Source organism: Bacillus sp. JZ34, assembly GCF_053903205.1.
Map to the genome: position 1 here is coordinate 825,668 of NZ_CP096403.1, position 23,272 is coordinate 848,939.

At 47.4% G+C, this 23,272-nt stretch carries 24 protein-coding genes and 1 pseudogene; 18 read left to right on the plus strand and 7 right to left on the minus strand.

Annotated elements, in window-relative coordinates:
* Positions 1-131: 131 nt before the first annotated feature.
* Positions 132-827 carry an MOSC domain-containing protein gene (locus M1D90_RS04025; RefSeq protein WP_456283155.1) on the plus strand — a complete coding sequence of 232 codons (696 nt, stop codon included), beginning with the start codon at positions 132-134 and terminating at the stop codon, positions 825-827.
* Positions 828-870: 43 nt separating this feature from the next.
* Here the strand turns inward: M1D90_RS04025 and M1D90_RS04030 are convergent, their stop codons facing one another.
* Positions 871-1,662 carry an SDR family NAD(P)-dependent oxidoreductase gene (locus M1D90_RS04030; RefSeq protein ID WP_095292263.1) on the minus strand — a complete coding sequence of 264 codons (792 nt, stop codon included), beginning with the start codon at positions 1,660-1,662 and terminating at the stop codon, positions 871-873.
* Between the two features lie 97 nt (positions 1,663-1,759).
* The gene (locus M1D90_RS04035) at positions 1,760-2,440 is read right to left on the minus strand and encodes a GntR family transcriptional regulator (protein ID WP_101561484.1); all 681 of its coding nucleotides are present in this window, start codon (positions 2,438-2,440) and stop codon (positions 1,760-1,762) included.
* 381 nt (positions 2,441-2,821) lie between these two features.
* On the opposite strand from M1D90_RS04035, the gene M1D90_RS04040 reads away from it, so the two are divergent.
* From M1D90_RS04040 to M1D90_RS04075, 8 genes and pseudogenes are all read left to right on the plus strand, one after another.
* Positions 2,822-3,772 carry an ABC transporter substrate-binding protein gene (locus tag M1D90_RS04040; protein ID WP_023856248.1) on the plus strand — a complete coding sequence of 317 codons (951 nt, stop codon included), beginning with the start codon at positions 2,822-2,824 and terminating at the stop codon, positions 3,770-3,772.
* The gene (locus M1D90_RS04045; RefSeq protein WP_026580097.1) at positions 3,735-4,799 is read left to right on the plus strand and encodes a FecCD family ABC transporter permease; all 1,065 of its coding nucleotides are present in this window, start codon (positions 3,735-3,737) and stop codon (positions 4,797-4,799) included. Before M1D90_RS04040 ends, M1D90_RS04045 begins: the two co-directional genes overlap by 38 nt.
* Positions 4,792-6,075 (plus strand): ABC transporter ATP-binding protein, encoded by a 1,284-nt coding sequence (locus M1D90_RS04050; protein ID WP_456283156.1) that lies wholly within the window; start codon positions 4,792-4,794, stop codon positions 6,073-6,075. Before M1D90_RS04045 ends, M1D90_RS04050 begins: the two co-directional genes overlap by 8 nt.
* A 189-nt stretch (positions 6,076-6,264) precedes the next feature.
* Complete coding sequence (gene dapA, locus M1D90_RS04055; protein ID WP_023856245.1) at positions 6,265-7,167, plus strand: 4-hydroxy-tetrahydrodipicolinate synthase; 903 nt, start codon at positions 6,265-6,267, stop codon at positions 7,165-7,167.
* A gap of 4 nt (positions 7,168-7,171) precedes the next feature.
* Positions 7,172-8,341: an iron-containing alcohol dehydrogenase gene (locus M1D90_RS04060; RefSeq protein WP_023856244.1), complete on the plus strand. Its 1,170-nt coding sequence runs from the start codon at positions 7,172-7,174 to the stop codon at positions 8,339-8,341.
* Between the two features lie 66 nt (positions 8,342-8,407).
* Complete coding sequence (locus tag M1D90_RS04065; RefSeq protein WP_023856243.1) at positions 8,408-9,811, plus strand: sodium:solute symporter family protein; 1,404 nt, start codon at positions 8,408-8,410, stop codon at positions 9,809-9,811.
* Positions 9,811-10,989: a sialidase family protein gene (locus tag M1D90_RS04070; protein WP_396278828.1), complete on the plus strand. Its 1,179-nt coding sequence runs from the start codon at positions 9,811-9,813 to the stop codon at positions 10,987-10,989. Before M1D90_RS04065 ends, M1D90_RS04070 begins: the two co-directional genes overlap by 1 nt.
* Positions 10,990-11,092: 103 nt before the next feature.
* A pseudogene (locus M1D90_RS04075) lies at positions 11,093-11,520 on the plus strand (4-hydroxythreonine-4-phosphate dehydrogenase PdxA); the annotation flags it as partial.
* A gap of 49 nt (positions 11,521-11,569) precedes the next feature.
* Here the strand turns inward: M1D90_RS04075 and M1D90_RS04080 are convergent.
* Positions 11,570-12,316 (minus strand): SDR family NAD(P)-dependent oxidoreductase, encoded by a 747-nt coding sequence (locus M1D90_RS04080; RefSeq protein WP_020452903.1) that lies wholly within the window; start codon positions 12,314-12,316, stop codon positions 11,570-11,572.
* 186 nt (positions 12,317-12,502) lie between these two features.
* Between M1D90_RS04080 and M1D90_RS04085 the strand changes: the two genes are divergently transcribed.
* From M1D90_RS04085 to M1D90_RS04120, 8 genes are all read left to right on the plus strand, one after another.
* Positions 12,503-13,081, plus strand: coding sequence for a cob(I)yrinic acid a,c-diamide adenosyltransferase (locus M1D90_RS04085; protein ID WP_101561488.1), 579 nt, complete (start codon positions 12,503-12,505; stop codon positions 13,079-13,081).
* Between the two features lie 131 nt (positions 13,082-13,212).
* A complete protein-coding gene (locus M1D90_RS04090) occupies positions 13,213-14,166 on the plus strand; it encodes a pectinesterase family protein (protein ID WP_130569247.1) in 954 nt (317 codons plus the stop codon).
* 172 nt (positions 14,167-14,338) lie between these two features.
* Positions 14,339-14,725 (plus strand): protein liaI, encoded by a 387-nt coding sequence (locus M1D90_RS04095; protein ID WP_023856236.1) that lies wholly within the window; start codon positions 14,339-14,341, stop codon positions 14,723-14,725.
* 20 nt (positions 14,726-14,745) lie between these two features.
* The gene (gene liaH / locus M1D90_RS04100) at positions 14,746-15,429 is read left to right on the plus strand and encodes a stress responsive protein LiaH (protein ID WP_023856235.1); all 684 of its coding nucleotides are present in this window, start codon (positions 14,746-14,748) and stop codon (positions 15,427-15,429) included.
* A gap of 106 nt (positions 15,430-15,535) precedes the next feature.
* Positions 15,536-16,399: a LiaG family protein gene (liaG, locus tag M1D90_RS04105; RefSeq protein ID WP_195258462.1), complete on the plus strand. Its 864-nt coding sequence runs from the start codon at positions 15,536-15,538 to the stop codon at positions 16,397-16,399.
* Positions 16,400-16,429: 30 nt separating this feature from the next.
* A complete protein-coding gene (gene liaF / locus M1D90_RS04110) occupies positions 16,430-17,161 on the plus strand; it encodes a cell wall-active antibiotics response protein LiaF (protein WP_026580095.1) in 732 nt (243 codons plus the stop codon).
* A complete protein-coding gene (gene liaS, locus M1D90_RS04115) occupies positions 17,158-18,222 on the plus strand; it encodes a two-component system sensor histidine kinase LiaS (RefSeq protein ID WP_023856232.1) in 1,065 nt (354 codons plus the stop codon). Before liaF ends, liaS begins: the two co-directional genes overlap by 4 nt.
* A 3-nt stretch (positions 18,223-18,225) precedes the next feature.
* Positions 18,226-18,861, plus strand: coding sequence for a response regulator (locus M1D90_RS04120; RefSeq protein ID WP_026580094.1), 636 nt, complete (start codon positions 18,226-18,228; stop codon positions 18,859-18,861).
* Between the two features lie 36 nt (positions 18,862-18,897).
* Here the strand turns inward: M1D90_RS04120 and M1D90_RS04125 are convergent, their stop codons facing one another.
* From M1D90_RS04125 to M1D90_RS04140, 4 genes are read right to left on the minus strand one after another with little or no spacing between them, the layout of a single operon-like run.
* Complete coding sequence (locus M1D90_RS04125) at positions 18,898-19,281, minus strand: hypothetical protein (RefSeq protein WP_026580093.1); 384 nt, start codon at positions 19,279-19,281, stop codon at positions 18,898-18,900.
* Between the two features lie 43 nt (positions 19,282-19,324).
* The gene (locus tag M1D90_RS04130) at positions 19,325-20,446 is read right to left on the minus strand and encodes a Ger(x)C family spore germination protein (protein WP_026580092.1); all 1,122 of its coding nucleotides are present in this window, start codon (positions 20,444-20,446) and stop codon (positions 19,325-19,327) included.
* Positions 20,443-21,543, minus strand: a complete 1,101-nt coding sequence (locus M1D90_RS04135; protein WP_026580091.1) for an endospore germination permease — start codon at positions 21,541-21,543, stop codon at positions 20,443-20,445. Before M1D90_RS04135 ends, M1D90_RS04130 begins: the two co-directional genes overlap by 4 nt.
* Positions 21,512-22,954 (minus strand): spore germination protein, encoded by a 1,443-nt coding sequence (locus tag M1D90_RS04140; RefSeq protein WP_095292308.1) that lies wholly within the window; start codon positions 22,952-22,954, stop codon positions 21,512-21,514. The genes M1D90_RS04135 and M1D90_RS04140 overlap by 32 nt, the downstream gene beginning before the upstream one ends.
* A 125-nt stretch (positions 22,955-23,079) precedes the next feature.
* Between M1D90_RS04140 and M1D90_RS04145 the strand changes: the two genes are divergently transcribed.
* Complete coding sequence (locus tag M1D90_RS04145; protein WP_020452898.1) at positions 23,080-23,247, plus strand: YvzF family protein; 168 nt, start codon at positions 23,080-23,082, stop codon at positions 23,245-23,247.
* The last annotated feature ends 25 nt before the right edge of the window (positions 23,248-23,272 follow it).

Consider the following 23,272-nt stretch of genomic DNA (forward strand, 5'->3'; position numbering starts at 1 on the left):
TTGTTTTTATAATAACGATTGAATGGTTTTATGATAAGAGGTCGATTATACTTAAATCTCAAAAGAGATGTGCAGCGTTGCTGTTCGGCCGCTGCCGTCTGCAGGACATTTGAATGTAAGAGGTGATATGAATGGAATATGCCGATATCCTTTCGATCAATGTAGGGAAGCCAGAGGCAATTCAGTTTCAAAATAAAGCTGTGTCTACCGGAATATACAAGAAGCCGGCAAGCGGCCCTATCTTCCTGTCATCTACTAATTTTGCGGGGGACGGACAGGGGGATCTCGTTCATCATGGTGGCGCGGAAAAAGCAGTGTGTGTCTATCCGTATGAACATTATCTCTTTTGGGAAAAGGAACTGCAAAGAAAGCTGGAATACGGAGCATTTGGCGAAAATTTAACGATCAAGGGTCTGCTGGAGGATGACGCTCATATCGGCGATATCTTTCAGCTGGGTGAAGCTGTTGTACAGGTGAGCCAGCCAAGGCAGCCTTGCTATAAACTAACCGTAAGGTACGGTATGCCCGATATGATACTGAAGGTACAGAACACCGGATTTACGGGTTTTTACTTTCGCGTGCTGAACGAAGGGTTCGTCTGTAAGGATCGTGGTCTGAAACGAATCTCACGCCACCCTAAAGGCATCACGATTTCTTACGCAAATCGCATCAAGCATCATGAAAAGAACAATATTGAGGGCATCAAAAAACTTCTCGGGGTGGAGGAACTGTCGGCAAATTGGCGGGCATCATGTTTAAAGCGGCTTAACGGTTTTGAGCCGGATGACCGCGAAAGGCTGACGGGAGGTCTGGAGAAGAGATCTTAACCCAAAAGGAAAAAATCCTCTGCCGATCGGCAGAGGATTTCTGTTAAATGGAGCGGATAATTCCGCCTTCCACTCTTTGAGCGGAACCGTTGATGGCCGCAGCTTTTTCGGAAGCGAGATAGACGATCGTACTCGCCACTTCTTCCGGTTTTGCATAGCGCTGAATCAAAGAAGTCGGCTCATTCACTTTGAAATAGTCTTTGACAAAAGTGTCTAAATCGGTTTTCTCCTGAGCTGCGGCACCCTCCATATAATTGGCGACGCCTTCCGTCCAGGTAGGTCCCGGAAGGACGGAGTTGACCGTCACATTTGTCCCTTTCGTCATTTCGGCCAAACCTCTTGATAAACTGATCAGAGCGGTTTTCGTCATTGAATAAGGGATCATCTGCGGAAGCGGTTTGATGCCGGCTTCGCTTGCCAAATTGAGAATCCTTCCCTTATTACGCTTCAGCATGGCCGGCAGAAACGCGCGGCAAAGCCTGACTGCGCTTAAAACGTTTACTTCAAAATATTTGAGCCACTCTTCGTCTGTCACCTCTGTGAAATCCTTCACTTCAAAGAAGCCCATATTATTGACGAGGACATCAAGCTCCCCGATTTTAGCGGTTTTTTCGACCAATGCCATGCTTTCTTCAGGATCGGATAAATCAGCGGCAATGCCGTGAACGTTTCCGTGCCGGGAAAGTTCCTCAACGACTGACTGGACTTTTTCTTCTGTCCGTCCGTTCACGATGACTTCGGCCCCTTCCGCCAAGAAGGCTTCCGCCGTTGCTTTTCCAATACCTGCAGTAGAACCTGTCACGAGTACGAGTTTGTCTTTTAGCTGTAAATCCATATGCCATCAATCCTTGTTTTAAGAGTTAAGATGAAAAAACATCTAATGAACAGTATATCGCAGCTGGATACCTCGGTCGAAAATCGTGCTTGTCGTTTTATTGTTCCTTGTCTTTTAAAATCTTATGAATATCTTCCATCGGACGGAGCCAATTCTTTTTCATCACTTCAGCCGCCAATTTCGGATCGTTTTTTTCAAAAGCGGCGATGATTTCCCAATGCTCGGCGGCGGACTGCAGTTTCGGAGCAGACGGCCGATTGAAAAACACATACTTCATCCGTCTGACATGAAGCTGCAGAACGGCGGAAAACTGAAGAACATACGGGTTTTTAGCCGCTTCTGTAATCAAATGATGGAACTGTTCGTCCAGTTCAGCTGCATCGTGGTTCCGCTCCTCTTTAAAAGCGGCTTCGTATTGAGCCGCGAGTTTTTTGAGCTCGGCGATCTCTTCTTCAGTCAAAAGCGGCGTTGCCAGTTCTGCCGCCAGAGCCTGAAGATGTGCGAGCGGGGGATAGACGGCCAGCGCATCATCGGGATGAATAAGCGTGATCTTTGTTTCTTTTCCCGGCTTCATTTCCACAAAACCTTGAGATTCGAGGAGTTGAAGCGCTTCTCTGACCGGTGTGCGGCTGACGCCGAGCGCTTCGGCCAGATCGACGTCCGTGACTTTTTCGCCGGGTTCAAGGGTTCCGTCGACAATCCAGCGCTGCAATTGATGAAACGCTTTTTCCTTTGCTGAAAGTCTGACCTGCGGCGTATAGTTTTTCGGTATCGGCATAAAACCACCCTTTCTCTATATGCAATATATCGTAAATACTTTAGCAAAAACAACGTTTTTCAGTTGAAAATCTCCTTTTCAGAATCTCATATACAGACCTGTGTCGATTATAGTATAATAATTCCGAAATTAGGACACGAATGAGTCAGAAAGGCGCTGCCCAGAAGCGGCTAATAGGGGAGCCGGCGAGAGAGCCCCCCGCGAGCAGTTCGGCGGGCCGGGAGCGATCAACCGCAAGCCGGAATAACCGCCTGGATGATGACCGCGTTATCTGCGAAGACAGATGCGGTATAAGCGATGTGCTCTTTTTTTGTACGTTCCTGGTTTACTGCATCTTTACTGAGTAGAGATGTTTTTATTTTATCCCGAGGAGGAAGCAGAATGAAGAAGTTAGGGCTTTTATTGCTGTCACTGCTGTTGGCCGCCGGCGTTCTTAGCGGCTGCGGTCAAGCGCAAAAACCGGCAGAACAGCAAAAACAGGAGAAGGCGGCTGAAGCGTTTCCGGTCACCATAAAAGATGCTTCAGGACAAGAGGTCAAAATTGAAAAAGAACCGAAGAAAATCGTCTCTCTGATGCCGAGCAATACCGAAATTACATACGCCCTTGGCCTGGGGAAGAAAGTCGTCGGCGTGACGGATTTTGATACATATCCAAAAGAAGTGAAAAACGTTGAAAAAATCGGGGGCATGGAATTCAACACAGAAAAAATCATTTCGTTAAATCCCGACTTGGTCTTGGCCCACGCATCGAGCATGCAGAGTGCCAAAGAAGGGCTAAAGCAGCTGGAGGATGCAGGAATTACGGTGGTGACCGTGAATGATGCGGCCTCTTTTAAAGAGGCGTACCAGTCCATCGAAATGATCGGAAAAGCTGCCGGTGCAGAGGATCAAGCGGCAAGCCTGATCAAGGGCATGAAATCTGACCTGGCTGACATAAAAGAAAAAGCTGCCGGCATATCTAAAGACGATCAAAAGAAAGTATTTGTCGAAGTGTCTCCGGCTCCGGACATTTATACGACCGGAAAAGGCACCTTTATGGATGAAATGCTTGAAGCGATCCATGCGGAAAATGCCGCTTCCGCGCAGAAAGGCTGGACCAAAATAACGGAAGAAGCGATCGTCAAGCTGAATCCCGATGCGATCGTGACGACAAACGGTAAATCCGCAGTCAGCGAAATTAAAAAACGAAGCGGCTGGAACGGTGTAAAAGCGGTCAAAAATAACGAAGTATACGACGTGGACCCTGACCTCGTGACCCGTCCGGGGCCGCGATTGATCAAAGGGGTCGAAGAGCTTGCTGAACATATTTACCCTGACGTTTTTAAAAAATAACCGCTTCGCGGCATATGCCTTCAGCCTGATGTTTCTGTCGGCATCTGTTCTTATGGGAATCTCTATCGGATCTTTGGAGATTCCCATTCCTTCTATTATCAAGGTTTTTTTGAACGAATGGTTTGGTATTCAAGGGTTAAATCCCGATCCGACAGAGGCGAACATCATCATGAAAATCAGACTGCCGAGGGTGGTGCTGGCCGCTCTTGTCGGCGCGGGGCTTGCTGCTGCGGGAGCCGGGTTTCAGGGGCTCTTGAAAAACCCGCTCGCAGATCCGTATACGCTCGGCATTTCGTCAGGCGCGGCCGTCGGTGCAGTGGTCACGCTGTTTTTTGGGATTCAGCTGCCGGTGATCGGAAGTTTTACACTGCCGTTTTTAAGCGTTGCCGCGGCCGTTGTCGTGATTTTTTTGGTTTTGTTCTTTGCGCGGCTCGTACACCCTTCATTGACCCTGTCTGCTTTGATTTTGACAGGAATCATCTTCAGTTCTTTTTTGGGTGCGCTTATTTCTCTCATGATCGCATTGACCGGCGATGATTTAAAACCGATCGTCCACTGGCTGCTCGGCAGTGTATCGATGAGAGGCTGGGGTTATATCGCGCTGTTTCTGCCCTTTTTTGCGGTTGGTGCTGCCGCGCTTTTGATCAGCGGGAGAGAACTGAATGTGATGACTTATGGCGAGGAAAAAGCGAGGCTCCTCGGTGTGAATGTGAAGCGAAGTAAGTATGTCGTTCTGTTGGCGGGAGCTATTTTAACTGGCAGTGCGGTTGCTGTGTCTGGAACCATTGGCTTTGTCGGTCTCGTCATTCCGCATTTTATCCGGCTTTTCTCTATTACGGATCACCGTCATCTTCTGCCGCTCTCGATGCTGAACGGTGCTTCGTTCCTTGTGCTGTCAGATCTTTTGTCGAGAACCATCATTGAGCCGTCCGAGCTGCCGATCGGTATTATTACCGCACTGATAGGAGCGCCTGTTTTCGGGTTTATTTTGATTCGGCGCTACCGGGGAGGGCGAATTCATGATTGATGTCATCCGTGTGTCCGGCGGCTACGGAAAAACGGATGTCTTACAGGACATCAGCTTTGCTGTAAAGCCGGGTGAATTTTTAGGAATTCTTGGTCCGAACGGCAGCGGAAAAACTACTTTGCTGAAAATGTTGTCGGGAACAATCGCGCCTCGAAGCGGCGAGGTGCTGCTTGAATGCCGTTCAGTCGGGGCGTACCAAACGAAAGAGCTCGCTCGCAAAATGGCGGTCCTTCCTCAAAAAACGGAGCAGGCCTTTTCCTTTACGGTGGAGGAAACGGTACAGTTTGGCCGCTACGCGTATCAATCAGGCCTTTTTCGGCAGCTGACAGCGGAAGACCATGATATCGTGAAGAGGGTGATGAAGCAGACAGACACGCTTCGTTTCGCTCAAAAATCCATTCATGAGCTGAGCGGCGGAGAGCAGCAGCGGGTGTATTTAGCACAGGCACTTGCCCAGGAACCCGAATATTTGCTGCTTGATGAACCGACGAGTTTTCTCGATTTGTCATTTCAAAAGAGTCTGCTTGATTTAATGAAACAAGAAACGGCTGCATCCAAACTCGCAGTGGTCGGGGTGTTTCATGATGTGAATATTGCGAGTTTATACTGTGACCGCCTCCTGTTGTTGAAAGATGGAAAGGCGGAAGTTCTTGACCGCCCGGAAGCCGCCCTTTCTGCCGAGGGTATCGGAAGAGTGTATGATACGGGCATCACAACGCTGGACCATCCTCAGCGTGCAAATCCGCAGTTTACGATCAAGGCGAAAACCATCCCGGAGAAAACCGAGCCCCTCTTTTTAAAAGAGCGGATTGAACAGCATTTGCCGCATGGCATCGCATTTTCGGCAGACCGCCCGCTGCGTCTTCTGTCCTCTGAAACAGGCTTTGCATGGAGACGAAAGCTTGTCTTCGCAAGCGGAAACAACTCTGGATTGCCGCATGACCTGTCAGCCTATGAACAGGAAACGCTGTTTATCCAACATGATGCTGAATTGGCTGACTGTCATATTGTGTCGGAAAAGGGTGATCTTTGCATCGTCGGTATGAAAGATACGGCGGGGCGTTTGATCATATGGGTGTTAGTTGACGGCTGTTTGCAAGATGGTCAATTTGTAACGGCGATAAGTGCTGCAGCAAATGCCGCAGCCGAGCACCATATTCCGTGCAGCGATGTGCTTGTAGCGGCCACTCAATCCGGCCGGTCAGCGTATCAAACTGCCTTTTTTACAGAAATTCAAAATAAAACAGCGGCTTGTGTGAAAGTTTTAAAAGGTTAAATTTGGGCCTGTCTTTGGACAGGTTTTTTTATTGTTTTAAAACGCATCAGCTGAAGGTGAGGTTTCATTCTTTTGTCCCGAATTCGAAAAAATGTGTTGTTAAATGAATCATAACACCTTTATAATAAAATTTGTGAAAGCGTTTTACTATTTGAATGTTTAAAAATGCAACAGAGGAGGCGAGATCACTTGAAAGTAGAGGGGATTATCCCTGCCATACTGACACCGCTTACAAAAGAACAGGCTTTTCATGCGGGCGCAGCCGAAAAGCTGGTGAATGATCTTATTGATTCAGGCGTCCATGGCATTTTTGCTTTAGGGACAAATGGCGAATTTCATTTATTCTCGCAAGAGGAAAAGCTTCAAATTGCTGAAACAGTTGTAAAAGCGGTTAATAAACGAGTGCCTGTTTTCATCGGGGCAGGAGAAAACAGTACTGAGGCGACCATTTCCTTATCCAATCAAATGGCGGATATCGGAGCGGATGTTCTTTCGATTATTACGCCATACTTTGTCGCACCTTCGCAGGAGGAATTGTATCAGCACTTCCGCACGGTTTCTGAAAATGTCACGCTTCCCGTCCTGCTCTACAACATTCCGTCGAGAACAGGCGTATCACTGGAGCCCGAAACGGTTGAAAGGCTTGCGGCATTGCCGAACATTATCGGCATTAAGGACAGCAGCGGCAGCTTCGCCAATATTAAGGCGTATCTTGAGCGTACAAAAGAACAGTCCTTTTCCGTCCTGGCAGGAACTGATTCATTGATTTTAGACACATTGAAGGCGGGTGGAACAGGTGCTGTAGCTGCCACAGCCAATGTGCTTCCCAAAACCGTTGTTTCAATCTATGAATCTTTTAAACAAGGAAACATTGAAGAGAGCGAGCGCTATCAACAGCAGCTGCAACCGCTTCGTGATACGTTTTCACTCGGTTCACTGCCGGCACCGCTAAAAAAAGCAGCAGAGCTTGCCGGCATTGCCGTCGGGCCGCCTAAAAGTCCGATTGCAGAGCTGTCGGGAGAGCCGCTGCTAAAAGTAAAAAAGATGCTCGAAGGCTACGGAATTGAAGTAAAAATGGCAAAGGAGCAGTGAGGTTATGAAGACGCTTTATCATTTTCAAACGGCCGCCCGAATTGAGGCTGGTGCACATTCACTCAATTTGCTTGGCGATCACTTAGATCAGACCGGCTTGAATCAGATTCGTTCGGTGTTTATTTTAACTCAGCCGTCGATCGTTTCTCTCGGCTATGCAGACCAAATGAAAGAGGTGCTGGCCGAAAAAGGCATCTCAAGTGAAATTAACACCGATATACAGCCGGAGCCGACGGAACAAAATATCGAAGAGGTTTTTCAGCTTTTTTCTGAAGGAGGCCATGACGCGATTCTAGGAATTGGCGGAGGCAGTGTGCTAGATGCGGCTAAAATCCTCTCTGTTCTGAAAACAAATGAAAAACCGATTTCTGCTTTGATTGGCACGAATCTTGTTGAAAAGCCCGGCGTTCCGCTTGTGCTGATTCCGACAACATCCGGAACAGGGTCAGAGGTGACGCCGAATGCGATTGTGACGTTCCCGGAGAAAGAATTAAAGATTGGTATGGTCAGTCCCTATCTGCTGCCGTCGGTTGTGATTTTAGATCCGGTTTTGACGACCGGTCTTCCAAAAGCGATCACAGCTGCAACCGGAATGGATGCATTTACACACGCACTCGAATCCTATATTTCCAACAAAGCAAACCCATTCAGCGACATGTTTGCGCTTGAATCTATGAGACTGATTTCCTCCAGTATTCAGGAGGCCTACCATCATGGAGATAATCTGGAAGCGAGAGAAAAAATGCTCATTGGCGCCATGTATGGCGGAATGGCCTTGACAAGCGCAGGAACAGCGGCGGTTCATGCGATGGCTTACCCGCTCGGGGGAAAATACAAAATTTCGCACGGGGTGGCCAATTCAATGCTGCTTCCGCATGTAACGGCCTTCAATGCGGATCATGTGATTGACCGTCTTTCGGATGTGGCTGGCGTGATTGGAATTGAACCAAAGGGTTCGAAGGCAAGTCAAGCAGAGCGGGTCATACGGAAAATTGAAGAGTGGACCGCTGATTTGAACATTCCGCAAAATTTAAAGACATTCGGGGTATCAAAAGAGGATGTTCCATCGCTTGCAGAGGCGGCAGCCGACGTCAAACGGCTCATGGATAACAATCCAAAGCCGATGTCCATTGCGGAGATTGAAGCCGTCTATTTGAAATTGCTGGATATGTAGGTCGGGATCTGTACATGGTTTTCACCATGAGCCTGTAAATGGCTCACAAACAAAGGGGGAGTTTGGGTGGATGTCTTAAGCGGTTCGATCATAACGTTTATTTTGGTAGTGATTGTGGTTTACATTCTTTTTACGACGTGGCTGACGATGCGGTTTCGCAGTAAATCAAGTTCGGAATTCAACAATGCTGCCAAAACGCTGCCGGCGATTGTTGTCGGCATTCTGCTGATGAGTGAATTCATCGGCACCAAATCGACAATTGGGACCGCTGAATCAGCTTATACACATGGTTTAGCGGCTTCATGGTCGATTGTAACGGTCTCGATTGCATTTTTTATTTTTTCCTACTTCTTAGCCGGGAAATTTTATAAAACAGGCCAATATACGATCTCCGGCATTATTAGTGAAAAGTTTGGCCGTTCGACCAAGCTAGTCGTTTCTATCATTATGATTGTAGCCCTTTTACTTGTGAATCTTGGAAACTATTTAAGCGGATCGGCGGCAATTTCGTCTATTTTAGGTTTGCCGCTGATGACGTGTGCGATCATTACAGCGATTGTCAGCACCTTTTATTTTACGTTTGGCGGAATGAAGGGCGTTGCCTGGGTGACGATTTTGCATTCTCTTGTTAAATATGCTGGGGTTCTGATCACTTTAGGGGTTGCCCTCTATTTGACAAAAGGCTGGGAGCCGATGACGCAGCAGTTGCCGGAGCATTTCTTCACTTGGGACGGCAGCATCGGATGGGGGACAATCGGCGCCTGGTTTATCGGCAACATGGGGGCGATTTTCGCGACTCAGTTTATTATACAGGCTATTACATCATCGAAAAGTGAGAAAGATGCAAAGAAGTCGACGCTGTATGCAGCGCTGCTTTGTCTGCCGCTTGCGATTGCCATTGGAGTCATCGGCGTTGCTGCACGGTATTTGTACCCGGATATTGATCCAATTTACGCATTCCCGGTGTTTATGCAGCACATGAATCCTGTGCTGAGCGCGGTTGTGGCGACATCCCTTGTGGCGTCTATTTTCGTCGGCGTTTCGACGGTTGCGCTGGCGACAACGACGCTGATCATTGATGATTTTTATGTGCCGAAAGCAAACCCGACACCGGAACAGCGCATGAAAATCACGAGATATGTTTCGATTATCATCGGTTTTATTCCGCTGCTCGGCGTTGCGCTGGCGCCTGAATTGTTAACGCTTTCTTTCTTTACGAGGGCGCTTCGGACATCAATTGCCGTTGTGGCGGCGATGGGCTTTTATTTGCCATATTTCAATTCAAACCGCGGAGCAACAATTGGTCTGACGCTTTCAGGTATTACGACGACGGTATGGTATTTACTGGACAATCCGTTTGGCATCGATAACATGTACATCGCCATCATTGTCCCGTTTATTGTGCTCGTATTAGACCGTCTGATCAGCTCGCCTGCGAAAAAAGAGTCAAATGTGGAGGAGGAATTGTGATGAAACAAAGTGAAACTTCCCTGCCGATAGATGGACGCATCAGAGAAAATAAAACCGACTCGGCCAGAAAGGATGCGTTTTTGCCGACAGACTGCCCGCAAAACCATGCAGCCAACCTGCTGGAGCTGGATAATGGTGATCTGTTGTGCGTCTGGTTTGGGGGAACGCAGGAAGGCATCCCTGATATATCGATTTACATGTCAAGGCTTGAAAGAGGAAGCGATGAGTGGACACAGGCAGAAAAGCTGTCAGATGATCCTTCCCGCTCCGAACAAAATCCGGTGCTTTTTCAAGAGCCTGACGGCCGGCTTTGGCTTATGTATACGGCACAGCTTTCCGGCAATCAGGATACAGCGATTGTCAGATACCGGACTTCAGACGATAGAGGCCGGACATGGAGTAAGATTGACACGTTGTTTGCCGAAGCCGGGACTTTTATCCGCCAGCCGCTCATTGTTCTGGATAACGGCGATTGGCTGCTGCCTGTCTTTTACTGCATCACCTTGCCGGGCGTGAAATGGACTGGAAACCGTGACATCAGCGCGGTGAAAATTTCGTCTGATAAAGGCAAGACGTGGGAGGAAGTGAAGGTGCCGGGCAGTACCGGCTGTGTTCATATGGATATTGAAAAACTGCGCGACGGCACATTGCTTGCGCTGTTTAGAAGCCGTTTTGCAGACTCGATTTATTCGAGCCGCTCTATTGATAACGGCCGCACCTGGTCAGAGCCTGAGCCGACGGAGCTGCCGAACAACAACTCCTCCATTCAATTTACAGCGCTTCAAGATGGGACGCTTGCTCTCGTATACAATCATATGAATGCGAATGAAACGACCGAAAGAAGAGCATCTTTATACGATGAAATTGAGGAGGAGGATGATACAAAAACAGGTGTTGACACAGAAGCGCGGCCTGCCTTTTGGGGAGCTCCGAGGGCGCCGATGACATTGGCCCTTTCACAGGACGGCGGCATCACATGGCCTGTCAAAAGAAACATCGAAGTCGGCGATGGTTATGCGATGACGAACAACTCAAAAGACAAGCTCAACCGCGAATTTTCCTATCCGTCGATCAAGCAGGGGAAAGACGGTGATCTGCATATTGCCTTTACGTACTACCGTCAGGCGATTAAATATGTACGTGTTCCGCAAACATGGGCCCTTGCCGGCCAAGAATAAAGCCGTTTGAACGCGCGGCACTTGATGGAATGAAGGGTATATCATTTATGATTTAAGTTCGAGAGGCTGTCCCAATCGTTTGAAGGGACTCCCTCGTGATGTGAAACGGGTGTACACGACAATTCAATTGGCGTATGACACGCTCATTCGCGCAGGCATTCCGCAGCCGAAAATCTCCGTATGCGGCATGACCCCCCATGGCGGTGAGAATGGTTTGTTTGGACATGGAGAAGGAGAAGAGAAAATTGTTCCTGGCGTTGACCGCAGGCATTCGGTCCGCTGCCCGCTGGCACGCTTTTCTTCAGAGTAGTGAGAGGCGACTTTGATATAGTGGTGGCGATGTATGACGATCCAGGACACGGTCCGCTTGGCCTTAAGGCCGGTGTGAGCATTACAGTCGGCCTGCCGATGATCCGTACGAGTGTTGACCATGGAACAGCCTTTGATAATGAGGGAACCGGCAAAGCTGATCCTGCGAGTTTAGAAGAAGCAGTGAGACAGGCGATCGTGCTGTCCGTCCGGTCCGCTTGAGCGGCATATATATAAAAGAAGAGCCTTCCAGTTAAGGAGGCTCTTCTTTTTAGTTCATGTAGGTCCCGCCGTTAATATTAATGGTTTCGCCCGTTATAAAATCAGATTGATCAGAGGCTAGGAAGGCGACAACGTTTGCGACATGCTCGGGTGAGCCGATCATTTTCAGCGGAATCCGCTCCATGACAGCTGCGCGATACTCCTCGCTCCACTGCTTGCTCATATCCGTTTCAATCGGTCCCGGGCAGACGGCGTTGACATAAATGCGGTGTGCAGCGAGCTCCTTTGCCAAATGCATCGTTAAATAGTTGATGCCTGCTTTCGATGCACCGTAAGCAGGAGAGGCATTGTGATGCGGTGTTTTGCTCGTCGTTGAGCTCATGTTTACAATTTTTCCGCCGCCCTGCATGATCATCTCCGGGATGACAGCCTGACACATGAGAAAGGTGCCGGTTAAATTTAAATCTATCACTCTTTTCCACTCTTCAAGCGATGTATCAATGGTCGTTTTCCGCAAATTAATGCCCGCATTGTTGACCAAAATATCGATCCGCCCAAACTGCTGTTTTGCTTCAGCTATGAGAAGCGAGGCTGTTTCTGGCAAACTGGCATCACCTGCAACATAAGAAGCGCGCTTTCTCTCAGTATTCAATTGTGTGCAAAGGGACTTGAGCAATTCTTCGTTTGTCCCGTTGATGACGACATTTGCCCCTTTATCCGCAAGCGTCTCTGCAACAGCTTTGCCGATGCCGCGGCTTGCACCGGTAATAATCGCCGTTTGCTGATTCAATTCCATCCTCATCCCACCTGTCTTTGAATAAAACCGTTTTCATGTCTATTATAAAATTGAGTGTTTCTTTATTCAACAAAACTTTATTTCAATAATTGCTATTCGTTTTTTTTGTTTCATAATGGAACAATTCCTGCAGCCGTTAGAAACAGGGTATACTATAGAAACAAGTAATAAAGAAGGGAGAATGAAATGAAACTATACACAAAAACAGGCGATAAGGGAAAAACTAGTTTAATTGGCGGAAAGGCGGATAAAGATCATCTTAGAGTGGAAGCGTACGGCACATTGGATGAAGCAAACAGTTTCATCGGGCTGGCTCAGTCTTATTTAAAAGCAGAAGAAGCGCTGTTTCAAGATGTTCTGTCAGAGTTGACCGCCATCCAGCATGAGCTGTTCGACTGCGGCACTGATTTGGCGTATGTCAATGTTCAGGAAGAAGGCAAGCTCAAGACTGAATCAATCACCATGCTTGAAGAACGAATTGATGCCTATGTCGAGGAAGCACCGCGGCTGACCAAGTTTATTCTTCCGGGCGGAACAGAAGCGGCATCATTTTTGCATGCGGCGAGAACGGTCATCAGAAGAGCTGAACGAAAGATTGTCGCTTTGGCCAAAGAAGAAGACATTCCGCCGCTTGCGCTGCCATACGTCAACCGGCTGTCCGATTATTTATTTGCGGCGGCGCGCATTGTCAATCACCGGCTCGGGGAAGTGGATGTCGAATATGAACGAAGCGCTGATGTATTCCGGACAAAGAAAAACTCATGAATGAGAAATCCGCCAATCGTTATCGAACAGAAATGGGCCGATTGATCAAATCAAGCCGTTTTCCGGCAGGGGAAAACGGCTTTTTGTCGTAAATCTTTAAGTAAGCGTTTTCAAAGAGAGGGAGTGTTCAAGTGGTTAATCGGGAGGCAGCTGCTATACGGCTGACGGTTTCGAAGGATGGAGACGGCGAATTTCAAACCGTTCAAGAGGCGATCGATGCTTTGCCTGAGTACAGTCGGGAACAGAAAGTGATATTCATTAAAAAAGGAGTTTACAAAGAAGTCGTTCATATTCCGGCTACAAAGCCGTTTGTGAAGCTGATCGGCGAAGATCGTTACGAGACTGTGATTACGTATGACAACTATGCCGGAAAAGAAAAGGAAGGAGGAGGGAAATACGGCACGACCGGAAGTTCAAGCGTGTTTATTTATGCGGATCATGTTGAAGCTGAAAATCTGACGTTTGAAAACTCGTTCGACCGCACGAAAGTCGATACGACCGATACACAAGCGGTGGCGGTTTATGCGAAAGGAAACAGGATGACGTTCAAACATGTCAGGTTTATAGGCAGACAAGATACACTGTTTGTCAATGACGGTACACAATATTTTTATCAATGCTATATAGAAGGCGATGTCGATTTCATTTTCGGAGGAGCAAGAGCCGTGTTTGAAGAGTGCCAGATCCATAGCGCTGACCGCGGGTCCGCTACCAATAACGGTTATGTAACAGCTGCGAGCACGCATATCGCAAAGCCGTTCGGTTTATTGATGACGAACTGCAGACTGACAAGCGATGCCTCAGATGGAACGGTATACCTCGGGCGCCCTTGGCATCCGGGAGGAGACCCCGACGCCATCGCCAGTGTACTATATCACCGCTGCGATTTAGGCGCACACATCAAGCCTGAAGGATGGACGGATATGTCGGGCTTTTCGGCAGCCGATGCCAGATTGTATGAATACGAGAATACGGGTCCTGGTGCGATATCACATGAGGATCGAAGGCAGCTTGCCGATCATGAGGCTGAGAAATGGACAATTGAAAACGTATTGGACGGCTGGAATCCTAAAGTTGAATCATAGCAAGGCAACGTGCAGAAAGACCGCTCTCTGGCTGAGATGAGCGGTCTTTTTATGCGAGCGGGTCCGATGTGCCGTACGACTAGGGTCGTACAGCAAAATCAATCTGTGACTCGTTTTGTCGAAGCCTGAAATTGACTATAGTAAAGACATGAACGAGAAAGGAGGAGCAAATATGAATATAAATGGAAAGTCCATCATCGGCTTTTTTCTAATCCTTTTTGGCGTCTCCCTGTTTTTCGGCGGAGGCCATTTCGGCGGATTGGTTACAGGTGCTATTGGAGCATTGCTTCTATTCTATTCCGTGAAAAAATGGAAGGAAGGGCGCCAGTTTGCCGCGGTACTGGCCGCGATCTTCGGCATCATGTTTTTGGGAGGGTCATTGCCGTTTCTGATCGGCATCGCGGTTGCTGCAGCGATGGTTTATTTCGGATGGAAAATGATGAAGCAGGATGACAAACAGAATGACATCCTTTATTCAGAGAAAACGGAGCCTTCTGCAGCTTCATATGACACAGGCTTTGATGCAGAGTGGGAAGACTTTTTGAAAAAGAATAAATAATATTTTAGGAGGACGAGATCATGGCTTTAAAAAGAATCAGAGACATGTTTGTCGCATCAGTAAATGAAGGATTGGATAAACTTGAGAACCCCCGGGTGATGCTGAATCAATACGTACGCGACATGGAAAGTGATATCGCTAAGGCGAAGCATACCATTGTCAAGCAGCAGACAATTGAACATAGTTTTAAAGGAAAAGTGGAAGAAGCCGAAAAGCTTGCTGTCAAGCGAAGAAACCAGGCTCAGCTCGCTTTTGATGCGGGTGAAGAAGAACTTGCTAAAAAGGCGCTCTCAGAAATGAAGTATTTTGAAGAAAAAGCTGCCGAATATAAGGACGCTCACCAGCACGCGAAAAAGCAGCTTGCCGAATTAAAGGAACAGCTTGAGACACTCGAAATTAAACTGCGCGATGTCAAAGACCGCAAGCATGCGCTGATCGCCAGGGCAAACGCGGTAAAAGCGAAAGAACATATGAATGCATCATTTAATAAAATCGACAGCGAAAGCGCCTACCGGGAATTTATGAGAATGGAAAACCGCATTGAAGAGATGGAAACAAAGGCGAACAGTTATGCTGAATTATCCGCTTCATCAAGCAGCCCATTCGGCCGCCTTGAATATGCAAAAGAGGTAGAAGAAGAGCTGGAAAAAATGAGGGCTAAAAAGACAGGCTTGGAAAAGCAGACGCCTGCGGGAAATGCGTAAACGAATAGGGGCTCTCATAGGCCCCTTATGCAATTTTTGATTTCTTTCATAGATCATTTTCCTTATAATAAGGAGCATACACTTACTAGCCGAAAGGGTAATCTAAATGAAAAAAACGGTTGGAAAACTGCTGATTATCGCCGGCATTCTTATCCTTGTCGGGATGATGTTGAATGGGCGCGAAGGCTTTTCATTCTTCGGCTTCGATGACGAGTCAGCCCGCACATATCATGCACAGGGAAAAGACATCGATAAAATTGACATTGATGCAAAGAGCATAACAGTCAACATTCAAGCTGAAAACCGCGATGATATAAAAGCTGAGATTTCGGGAAAAAACGTCCGGCTTGATTCGTCTGAACAGGGGCGTACACTCCGGCTTTCCGCTGATTCGAAGGGCTTTTGGCCGTTTTTCTGGAGTAAAAAAGAGCTGATTGTCAAGATTCCTTCTGAATATAAAGAAGATCTGGCGATTTCTTCGGGAAGCGGAAATGTCAAACTGTCCGGCGGCGGTCTGCATTTGCGAAATGTAGCCTTGAAGTCGGGAAGCGGCAGCCTCAAGGCCGATGATCTTCAGGCGGTAGACCTTTCTGTAAAAGGGACCTCGGGGTCGGTCAGGCTGGAAAACGTTCAAACCACAGAAGGCGACATCCGCTCCACATCCGGTCATACAAAACTTGAAAATGTCACCGGCAGACTGAGCATCAAACAGACTTCAGGCAATTTGCGCGCTTCTTTTACAGAGATCAATGATCCTCTGAGCATCAAACAAACATCCGGAAACACCAAGCTTAAACTTCCCGATGATGCCGACATCAGTCTTAAAGCCGAGTCGACAAGCGGAAACATCAGTCATTCCTATTCATTTGATCAAGTTGCCAATGAGAAGCGGACACTGACTGGAAAAAAAGGAAATGGAAAAAATAAAATCGACATCTCCATCACGAGCGGGAATGTCTCAATTGAGTAATCAACAAAAAGAAAGGGGGCTCGAGTCAGCATGCGACTTACTAAAAACCAGCTGATCGGACTGATCATCGTACTCTTCGGAATCAGCATATTTTTGCAAAACAGCGGGCTTGGAGACGCGTTATTCTGGCCGCTCGCTTTTCTTTTTGCCGGTTATTTTCTCCATAAATATTCCCGCCGCTGGCTCGGGTCTGTCATGTATATCTTTGCGGGCTTTCTGCTGCTGAAGAACATCTTCAGCATTACATTCAGCCTGTTCGGCTTCTTCTTTGCCGCTTTCTTAATTTATGCGGGGTACCGGCTGGTGACAAATCAGCCGGTATTTGATCGCCATAAGCCGAAAGGCAGGGAGAAGGAAAAGACGGATTCCAAGCCGCTTCAGGAGAAGAACAGCCCGGGACAGCGCAGCTTTTTTTTCGGTGATGTAAAATTGATGAAAACACCTTTTGACTTAAATGACTTGAATATCTCCGGGTTTATCGGTGACGTGAAAATCGATTTGTCAAAAGCGATTATTTCAGAGGGAGAAAACACCATCGTCATCACGGGGTTGATCGGAGATGTCGATATTTACATCCCGTCCGACCTTGAAGTGTCCATCAGCTCCTCTGCGTTCATTGGAGACATTGACGTTATCGGCGGCCGAAAAAGCGGCATCGGCAATCAAATCTATACCGAGACAGAGAATTACGAGCAGTCGGCACGACGGGTCAAAATTTCGATTTCGCTGTTTATCGGCGATGTGGATGTGCGGTTCATATGAGAACGAACAGGCTTGCAAACATTCAATGGCGCGCCGTCCGCTTATCCCTAGGTGTCAGCTTTACGATTTTTCTTGCTGTATTGGGTTTTATGCTGTTTTACTACCAGCTGGATCCGAGGGTGCTTATCGTTTCCAGGTGGTTCGGGATTCCTTTTATCGCGCTTCTCGCATTGATCAGCGCAGCTGTCGGATTCGGCTCAGGTTATATGTTCGGCAATCAGCTGAAAAAACGGCTTGAAAAGCTGATCGAATCCATTCTAAAGTACGAAAACGGCAACTTTGCCTACCGGATTCCGTCGCTTGGAGACGATGAGATCGGACTGGCCGCCGACCAGCTCAATGAGATGGCCAAACGGATCGAAAGACAGGTCGCCTCTTTGCAAAAGCTGTCCAACGAGAGAGCGGAATGGCAGGATCAAATGAAAAAATCGGTGATCTCTGAAGAGCGGCAGCGTCTTGCGCGCGAATTGCATGATGCGGTGAGCCAGCAGCTGTTTGCGATTTCCATGATGACTTCGGCGGTATTGGAGGGGATCGATGCTGCCGCTGACGAAAAGCTCGCTCAAAGGCTGAAAATGGTCGAAAAAATGGCGGCCGACGCCCAGAATGAAATGAGGGCGCTGCTTTTGCATTTACGACCTGTTACCCTTGAAGGGAAAGGTTTAAAAGAAGGGCTTGCAGACCTTTTGAAAGAATTTAAAGCGAAACAGTCGGTCGACATCGATTGGGAGATCGAGGATGCAGGCAAACTTCCGAAAGGTGTGGAAGACCACCTGTTCAGGATCGTTCAAGAAGCGCTCTCAAACGTGTTCCGGCATTCAAAAGCGACAAAAGTCACCGTCAGACTGCTGCTCAGGAACAAGCAGCTCCAGTTGAAAGTCATTGACAACGGTGAAGGATTTATGATGGACGCCGTCAAAACATCTTCATACGGGCTGAACTCGATCAAGGAAAGGGCCAGTGAAGTCGGCGGAGTGGCCGAAATCATTTCATTTACGGGAAAAGGAACACAGGTTGATGTAAAGGTTCCGATTTTTGAACAACAAAAAGGAGAGGCTTAAAAGGTGATTCGAGTATTGTTAATTGATGATCATGAAATGGTGAGAATGGGGCTGGCCGCTTTCCTGGAATCCCAGCCTGATATTGAAGTGATTGGAGAAGCATCAGACGGGAAGCGCGGCGTTGAATTGGCACTTGAAACCAAACCCGACGTGATTTTGATGGATCTTGTGATGGAAGGGATGGACGGAATTGAGGCCACGAAAGAAATTTGCCGGCAGCTTGCCGATCCGAAAATTATCGTTCTGACGAGCTTCGTTGATGATGACAAGGTCTATCCGGTCATCGAAGCCGGAGCGCTCAGCTATTTGCTGAAAACGTCGAAAGCGAGTGAAATCGCCGATGCGATCAGGGCTGCGAGCGTTGGAGAACCAAAGCTTGAAGCCAAAGTCGCAGGAAAAGTGTTGTCCAAGCTGAGACATTCAGCCGGCGAACAGCCCCTTCATCAATCGCTGACAGCGAGAGAATTGGAAATTCTCAAGCATGTAGCAGAAGGCAAAACGAACAAAGATATTGCCGAAGAATTATTTATCACCATTAAAACAGTTAAAACGCATGTGACAAACATCCTTTCCAAGCTTGAAGTCGACGACCGGACACAAGCCGCAGTCTACGCCCACCGAAACAAACTTGTCGACTGACAAAACAAAAAACAGCTTTCTCAAGAAAGCCGTTTTTCAGCCGTTCCAATATTTTCGGTCCTCATCTGCAGGAAGAGTGAATGAATCTGTTTCAACCGTGCGGGCGGTAAGTTGGGCGGTCTCGTTTTCCTCGCGTGCATGTTCGCCCGCTGTGACGTTTTGGCAAATGATGCCGAGCCGCTCGGTTACTATGGCATTGTGCTTCTCCTGCAAGTCGATCAATTTGCCGATGCCTAGCAAAATGAATCCGCCGATGAAGCAAAAAAACGGAGTGGTGAGGTATGTGCCGATCGTAAAGAAAAGCATCGACTGCGAATCCTCCATAAACGGATCATAAGCGACATCGCTGATAATGAATCCGGACAAAATGACGGCCGCTGCAATCAAAAAAATGCCTGTCATGTGCAATATCCGCTTCAAGCTCATCACCCTTTCACACACATTTTATCAGAAAAACGGGCCGCTAGCTGCTTTTTGTCGCACCTTTTGTCCCAAAGTCCTGAATTGTCGCTTTAATGTGAAAGTCGATATCGGCTTCGCTGAAGTGTTTATCCCAATTGGATCTGTCTCTTTCCCATTCCTTCGGAAAAGTGATTCGGGCATTGTCGGAAAGATCGGTGACGTCCGTTTTGATTTCGTGCTGCAGGACATGGATCAGACGTTCAACCCGCTTTTCGATGTCTCTTTGAACCGATTTCTCAATATTTTTAATGTATTGATCATTAAAAGAATCCTCCCCAAGATACCAGTCTTCTGACAGCCTTCCTTTAATATTGGCATTGATGACAAATTTGTACTTTCCGTTCTGCCTCATCGCCCGAACGCGGTGTGTCATCGAAAACACTTCATACGAGAATAAATGGCCATCATGCTTTGAGTCGATCACCCCTCCGTTTACATGGCCCGTTAATAAATTCAGCGCTTCGATCTGAGGAGGCGAAAGGTTTGCATGATATTTGTTGTTTTTGATCACGGCGCCTCCTTCAAGCTGCAGCTGCCCCTTTTCGACGACAACCTTCGGCATGATAAAAGACAAATCGGACTGCAATTTGATTGAAATGTCGCCCAATGTAACAGGATCGAGCAGCTTGATCGTTGATGCTCTGTTTTCAGAGATGTTGTGGATCACGTCAGACGCGGGATCTCCGGCATCATCAATCTTCAAAATGCTGCCGGCCGCCCCGGGCGTCATATAGACCTCACTGCTTCTTCTGATGCTGTTGTCCCGGATAAACTGATTGATCAACGCTTCCAGAGAAATATCGGATACAAGATCCTCCGAGAAAATCAGGACTTGCAGATGCTGCGAGAATACCGGGAAATTTTTCAAAGCGGTGGAACGGATGGTTTGATGAACCGTATTTCCAGAAGTGGACACCACTTTGGTCGGATCCTGAGCGCTGCCGTCTTGTCCGATCTTTTTAGGAACGAGAAACTGATACGTCAATTTCACCTTTTTATCATCTTCACCTTTATCGAGGGCAAGGCCGATGGCGATGCTGAGTTTTTCAATCTGCCTGCTGTCCCAGCAGCCTGTTAAAAGGAGAAGCAGGGACAAGACTGCTAACATTCCCTTTTTTTTCACGAAGACGTAAACCTCCTTTTGACGGACACGAGCAAAAAGATCAGAAGGGGTAGCGCGCAGAAGACAACGATAAAGATATACCCGAGGTAATCGCTGAAGGCGCTGACCTGGTTGGCGTCCCGCGGAACAAGAGATGCCAGATAAACAATGGCGCCGACAAAGAGGACGTTTTTTTTCACAGGCCAACCGAATACGTTTTCAAGTCCTGAGGCGGCAAAGTACGTATAGACGACAAATGTTGTGAAAAACTGGATCGTCCAAATGACGAGCAAAAAAGATTCGAACCTTTCGATGAAAATCCCTCTTATCTCAAAAGACTGAAATAACGAGATCGTCGGCCATGTCATTGTCATAACCTCAGTCGCTGTCAGCGCCCCGACAACGACCGTGAAGGTGAGAATATATAAGAAGAGCGGGATCCCAAATCCGATCGCGGATGCTTTAAAGAGCTTTTCTTTGTTTTTAATGTATTTCGGCAGAAACATCATCAGCTCCACCCCTAAAAATGAAATGGAAACCACCGTCAAAGCTCTGCTGACCGGCTCCAATCCAAGGCCGAGAACCGGACGCAAATGGTTCAGCTGAAACATATTCATACTCAGTCCGTAAACGATGAGAAGAACGACGATCGTAATGGACAGAAAGAACGGAAATAGCTTGGACATATCGCTGATACCGCCGATGACCAAATAAATTGCACAAACGATAAAAGCAAAAATTGTCACGCCCATCGGTGTGAACTGAAGAAGGAAAAACTTTGCCATTTCAGCCATTGCCCTTGCTTCAAAGCTGGCCACGCCCATGAAGTATAAAACGATTAAAAGGTTGAGAATATTCCCGATCATAAAGCCGCAGCCTTCTCTTGTGTAATCAAAAAAAGACAGGACGTTGTGCTTTTTAACGATTTTGGCATTGATGTAGATAATGAGAAAAAAGACGAGCCCCTCTACGATCAATACGATCCATCCATCTGGCGACAGCGTCTTTTGCGTCAGCGCCCTCGGCAGCGTTAGCAGGCCTGCCCCGAGCATTGTGCTCGTAATGATCGAAGCGGCTTCATATGTGCTAATCCGATCGTGCTGATTTCTTGGAACCATTTTCAGGGTTCACCTCCCGGTCTTTTGTTGGCAGACGAATGATGGCTTCATCGGTATGTTTTAAGCTGAAAAAATGGTTCGGGTTAAAATACGGGATGCCGAAGCTCCTTTGCCTGACCAAATGAGTGAAGATGACGAGCATGCATAATATGATCCCGTAAAGTCCGAACACGGATGCAGCTATCATGGAAATAAACCGCAGCACGCGAAACGACAGACCCATGCCGTACTGCGGCACAGTAAATGACGCAAGGGCGATAATGCTGACGATGATTACCATCACGGAGCTGACGATATTGGCTTCGACCGCCGCCTGGCCGATGACGACTCCTCCCACGAGGCCGATTGTCTGGCCGAGCGGATTGGGAAGCCGCAGTCCTGCTTCCCTTAAGAGTTCGATCGTTACTTCCATAATCATCGCTTCAAGGAGCGGCGGAAACGGCACATTTTCGCGCGTGCTTGCAATCGTAACAGCGAGTGCTGTCGGTAGCATCCCTTGATGAAAAGACACAAGCGAAATATAAAACGCCGACAGGAACAAGGTGATGAAAATCGAGCTGAACCGGAGAAATCTAATTAAGGTCGCGGCGATCCACCTTTCATAAAAATCGTCCGGGGACTGCATCACCATTCCGAAAGAAGCGGGAACGATCAGGGCAAATGGCGAGTAATCGACAAAGATGGCGATCCGTCCATTAAACAGCGCTGAAGAAACCTTGTCAGGCCTTTCGGTGTTCTGAATCTGCGGGAACGGCGAGTACTTATTATCCTCGATTAATTCTTCAAGAACCCCGGTATCCTGAATGTCATCCAGCCGAACCTTCTTGAGGCGTTTTTTTAGATCTTTAATGACCGAATCGTCCGCTTTGCCCTGGATATAGATAATGGTCGCGTCTTTAAACTTGTTCTTGCCGATCGGTATTTTTTCCACGGTCAGTTCTTGATCCGGGACACGCTGCCTGACCAGGGCCACATTTGTATCGACATCCTCGATAAAGCCGATTTTCGGGCCTCTGACGACGTTTTCCGTATCTACGACTCCAAGACTTCTTTTCTTTTTCTCAGATGTTGGCAGCGCAAAAATAACATTCATGCCATTGATCAAGAGCAGGCACTTTCCTTTGAATATCGCGTTGATGGCGTCTTTTTCTTTTGTAACGGGTTCCGCATTCAGCTTATTTAAACGGAGACGGACATCCTCCAGTGAATAAGAGCTGTCATCCGAGACCAGCAATTTCGCCGCTTTTTGGATTTTCTTATCATCATTCAAATCTTTAAAGTACAAAAAGTAAAAAATGATTCCGTTTTTCAGCATTTTTTTGTTTTGAATCAGATCATCGTTGTGCTCAAGATGGGGAAGAAGAATTGCGAGATTCTCATGGATGTGTTCCTTGAATTCCGACTGAGTCATGATCGTCACCTGCCTGGTGTTTCTGGAATTTGATATAGGTTATCTTTTCCTGTTAAAAAAACAATATACTGTGTTACAGTAGTGTTTGGTGAAATTTTCATTGAACAGAGACGGAGTGAGAAAAGTTGGCGCAGATCAGGCTTACGGGGAAACCGGAAGAGATTGAACGCATTATCCAATCTTTTTCTAAGCATTATGAGGTTTCATATGTATCGAAAGAATACGGCAAGACAAACCCGAAATATAAATATGCAAAAGATTCCCGAGTTTATATTGAGCTAAAATTAAAATAAAGATAAAATTTAAATGGAAGGGTTT

Bases quoted from the DNA above. Each gene is read 5' to 3' on its own strand.
- M1D90_RS04080 (WP_020452903.1), bottom strand. From the start codon at position 12,316: ATGGAATTGAATCAGCAAACGGCGATTATTACCGGTGCAAGCCGCGGC.
- liaG (WP_195258462.1), top strand. From the start codon at position 15,536: ATGAAAAAAACGGTTGGAAAACTGCTGATTATCGCCGGCATTCTTATC.
- M1D90_RS04060 (WP_023856244.1), top strand. From the start codon at position 7,172: ATGAAGACGCTTTATCATTTTCAAACGGCCGCCCGAATTGAGGCTGGT.
- M1D90_RS04140 (WP_095292308.1), bottom strand. From the start codon at position 22,954: ATGACTCAGTCGGAATTCAAGGAACACATCCATGAGAATCTCGCAATT.
- M1D90_RS04025 (WP_456283155.1), top strand. From the start codon at position 132: ATGGAATATGCCGATATCCTTTCGATCAATGTAGGGAAGCCAGAGGCA.
- M1D90_RS04135 (WP_026580091.1), bottom strand. From the start codon at position 21,543: ATGGTTCCAAGAAATCAGCACGATCGGATTAGCACATATGAAGCCGCT.
- M1D90_RS04040 (WP_023856248.1), top strand. From the start codon at position 2,822: ATGAAGAAGTTAGGGCTTTTATTGCTGTCACTGCTGTTGGCCGCCGGC.
- liaH (WP_023856235.1), top strand. From the start codon at position 14,746: ATGGCTTTAAAAAGAATCAGAGACATGTTTGTCGCATCAGTAAATGAA.
- M1D90_RS04095 (WP_023856236.1), top strand. From the start codon at position 14,339: ATGAATATAAATGGAAAGTCCATCATCGGCTTTTTTCTAATCCTTTTT.
- M1D90_RS04035 (WP_101561484.1), bottom strand. From the start codon at position 2,440: ATGCCGATACCGAAAAACTATACGCCGCAGGTCAGACTTTCAGCAAAG.
- M1D90_RS04050 (WP_456283156.1), top strand. From the start codon at position 4,792: ATGATTGATGTCATCCGTGTGTCCGGCGGCTACGGAAAAACGGATGTC.
- liaF (WP_026580095.1), top strand. From the start codon at position 16,430: ATGCGACTTACTAAAAACCAGCTGATCGGACTGATCATCGTACTCTTC.
- M1D90_RS04085 (WP_101561488.1), top strand. From the start codon at position 12,503: ATGAAACTATACACAAAAACAGGCGATAAGGGAAAAACTAGTTTAATT.
- M1D90_RS04070 (WP_396278828.1), top strand. From the start codon at position 9,811: ATGAAACAAAGTGAAACTTCCCTGCCGATAGATGGACGCATCAGAGAA.
- M1D90_RS04030 (WP_095292263.1), bottom strand. From the start codon at position 1,662: ATGGATTTACAGCTAAAAGACAAACTCGTACTCGTGACAGGTTCTACT.
- liaS (WP_023856232.1), top strand. From the start codon at position 17,158: ATGAGAACGAACAGGCTTGCAAACATTCAATGGCGCGCCGTCCGCTTA.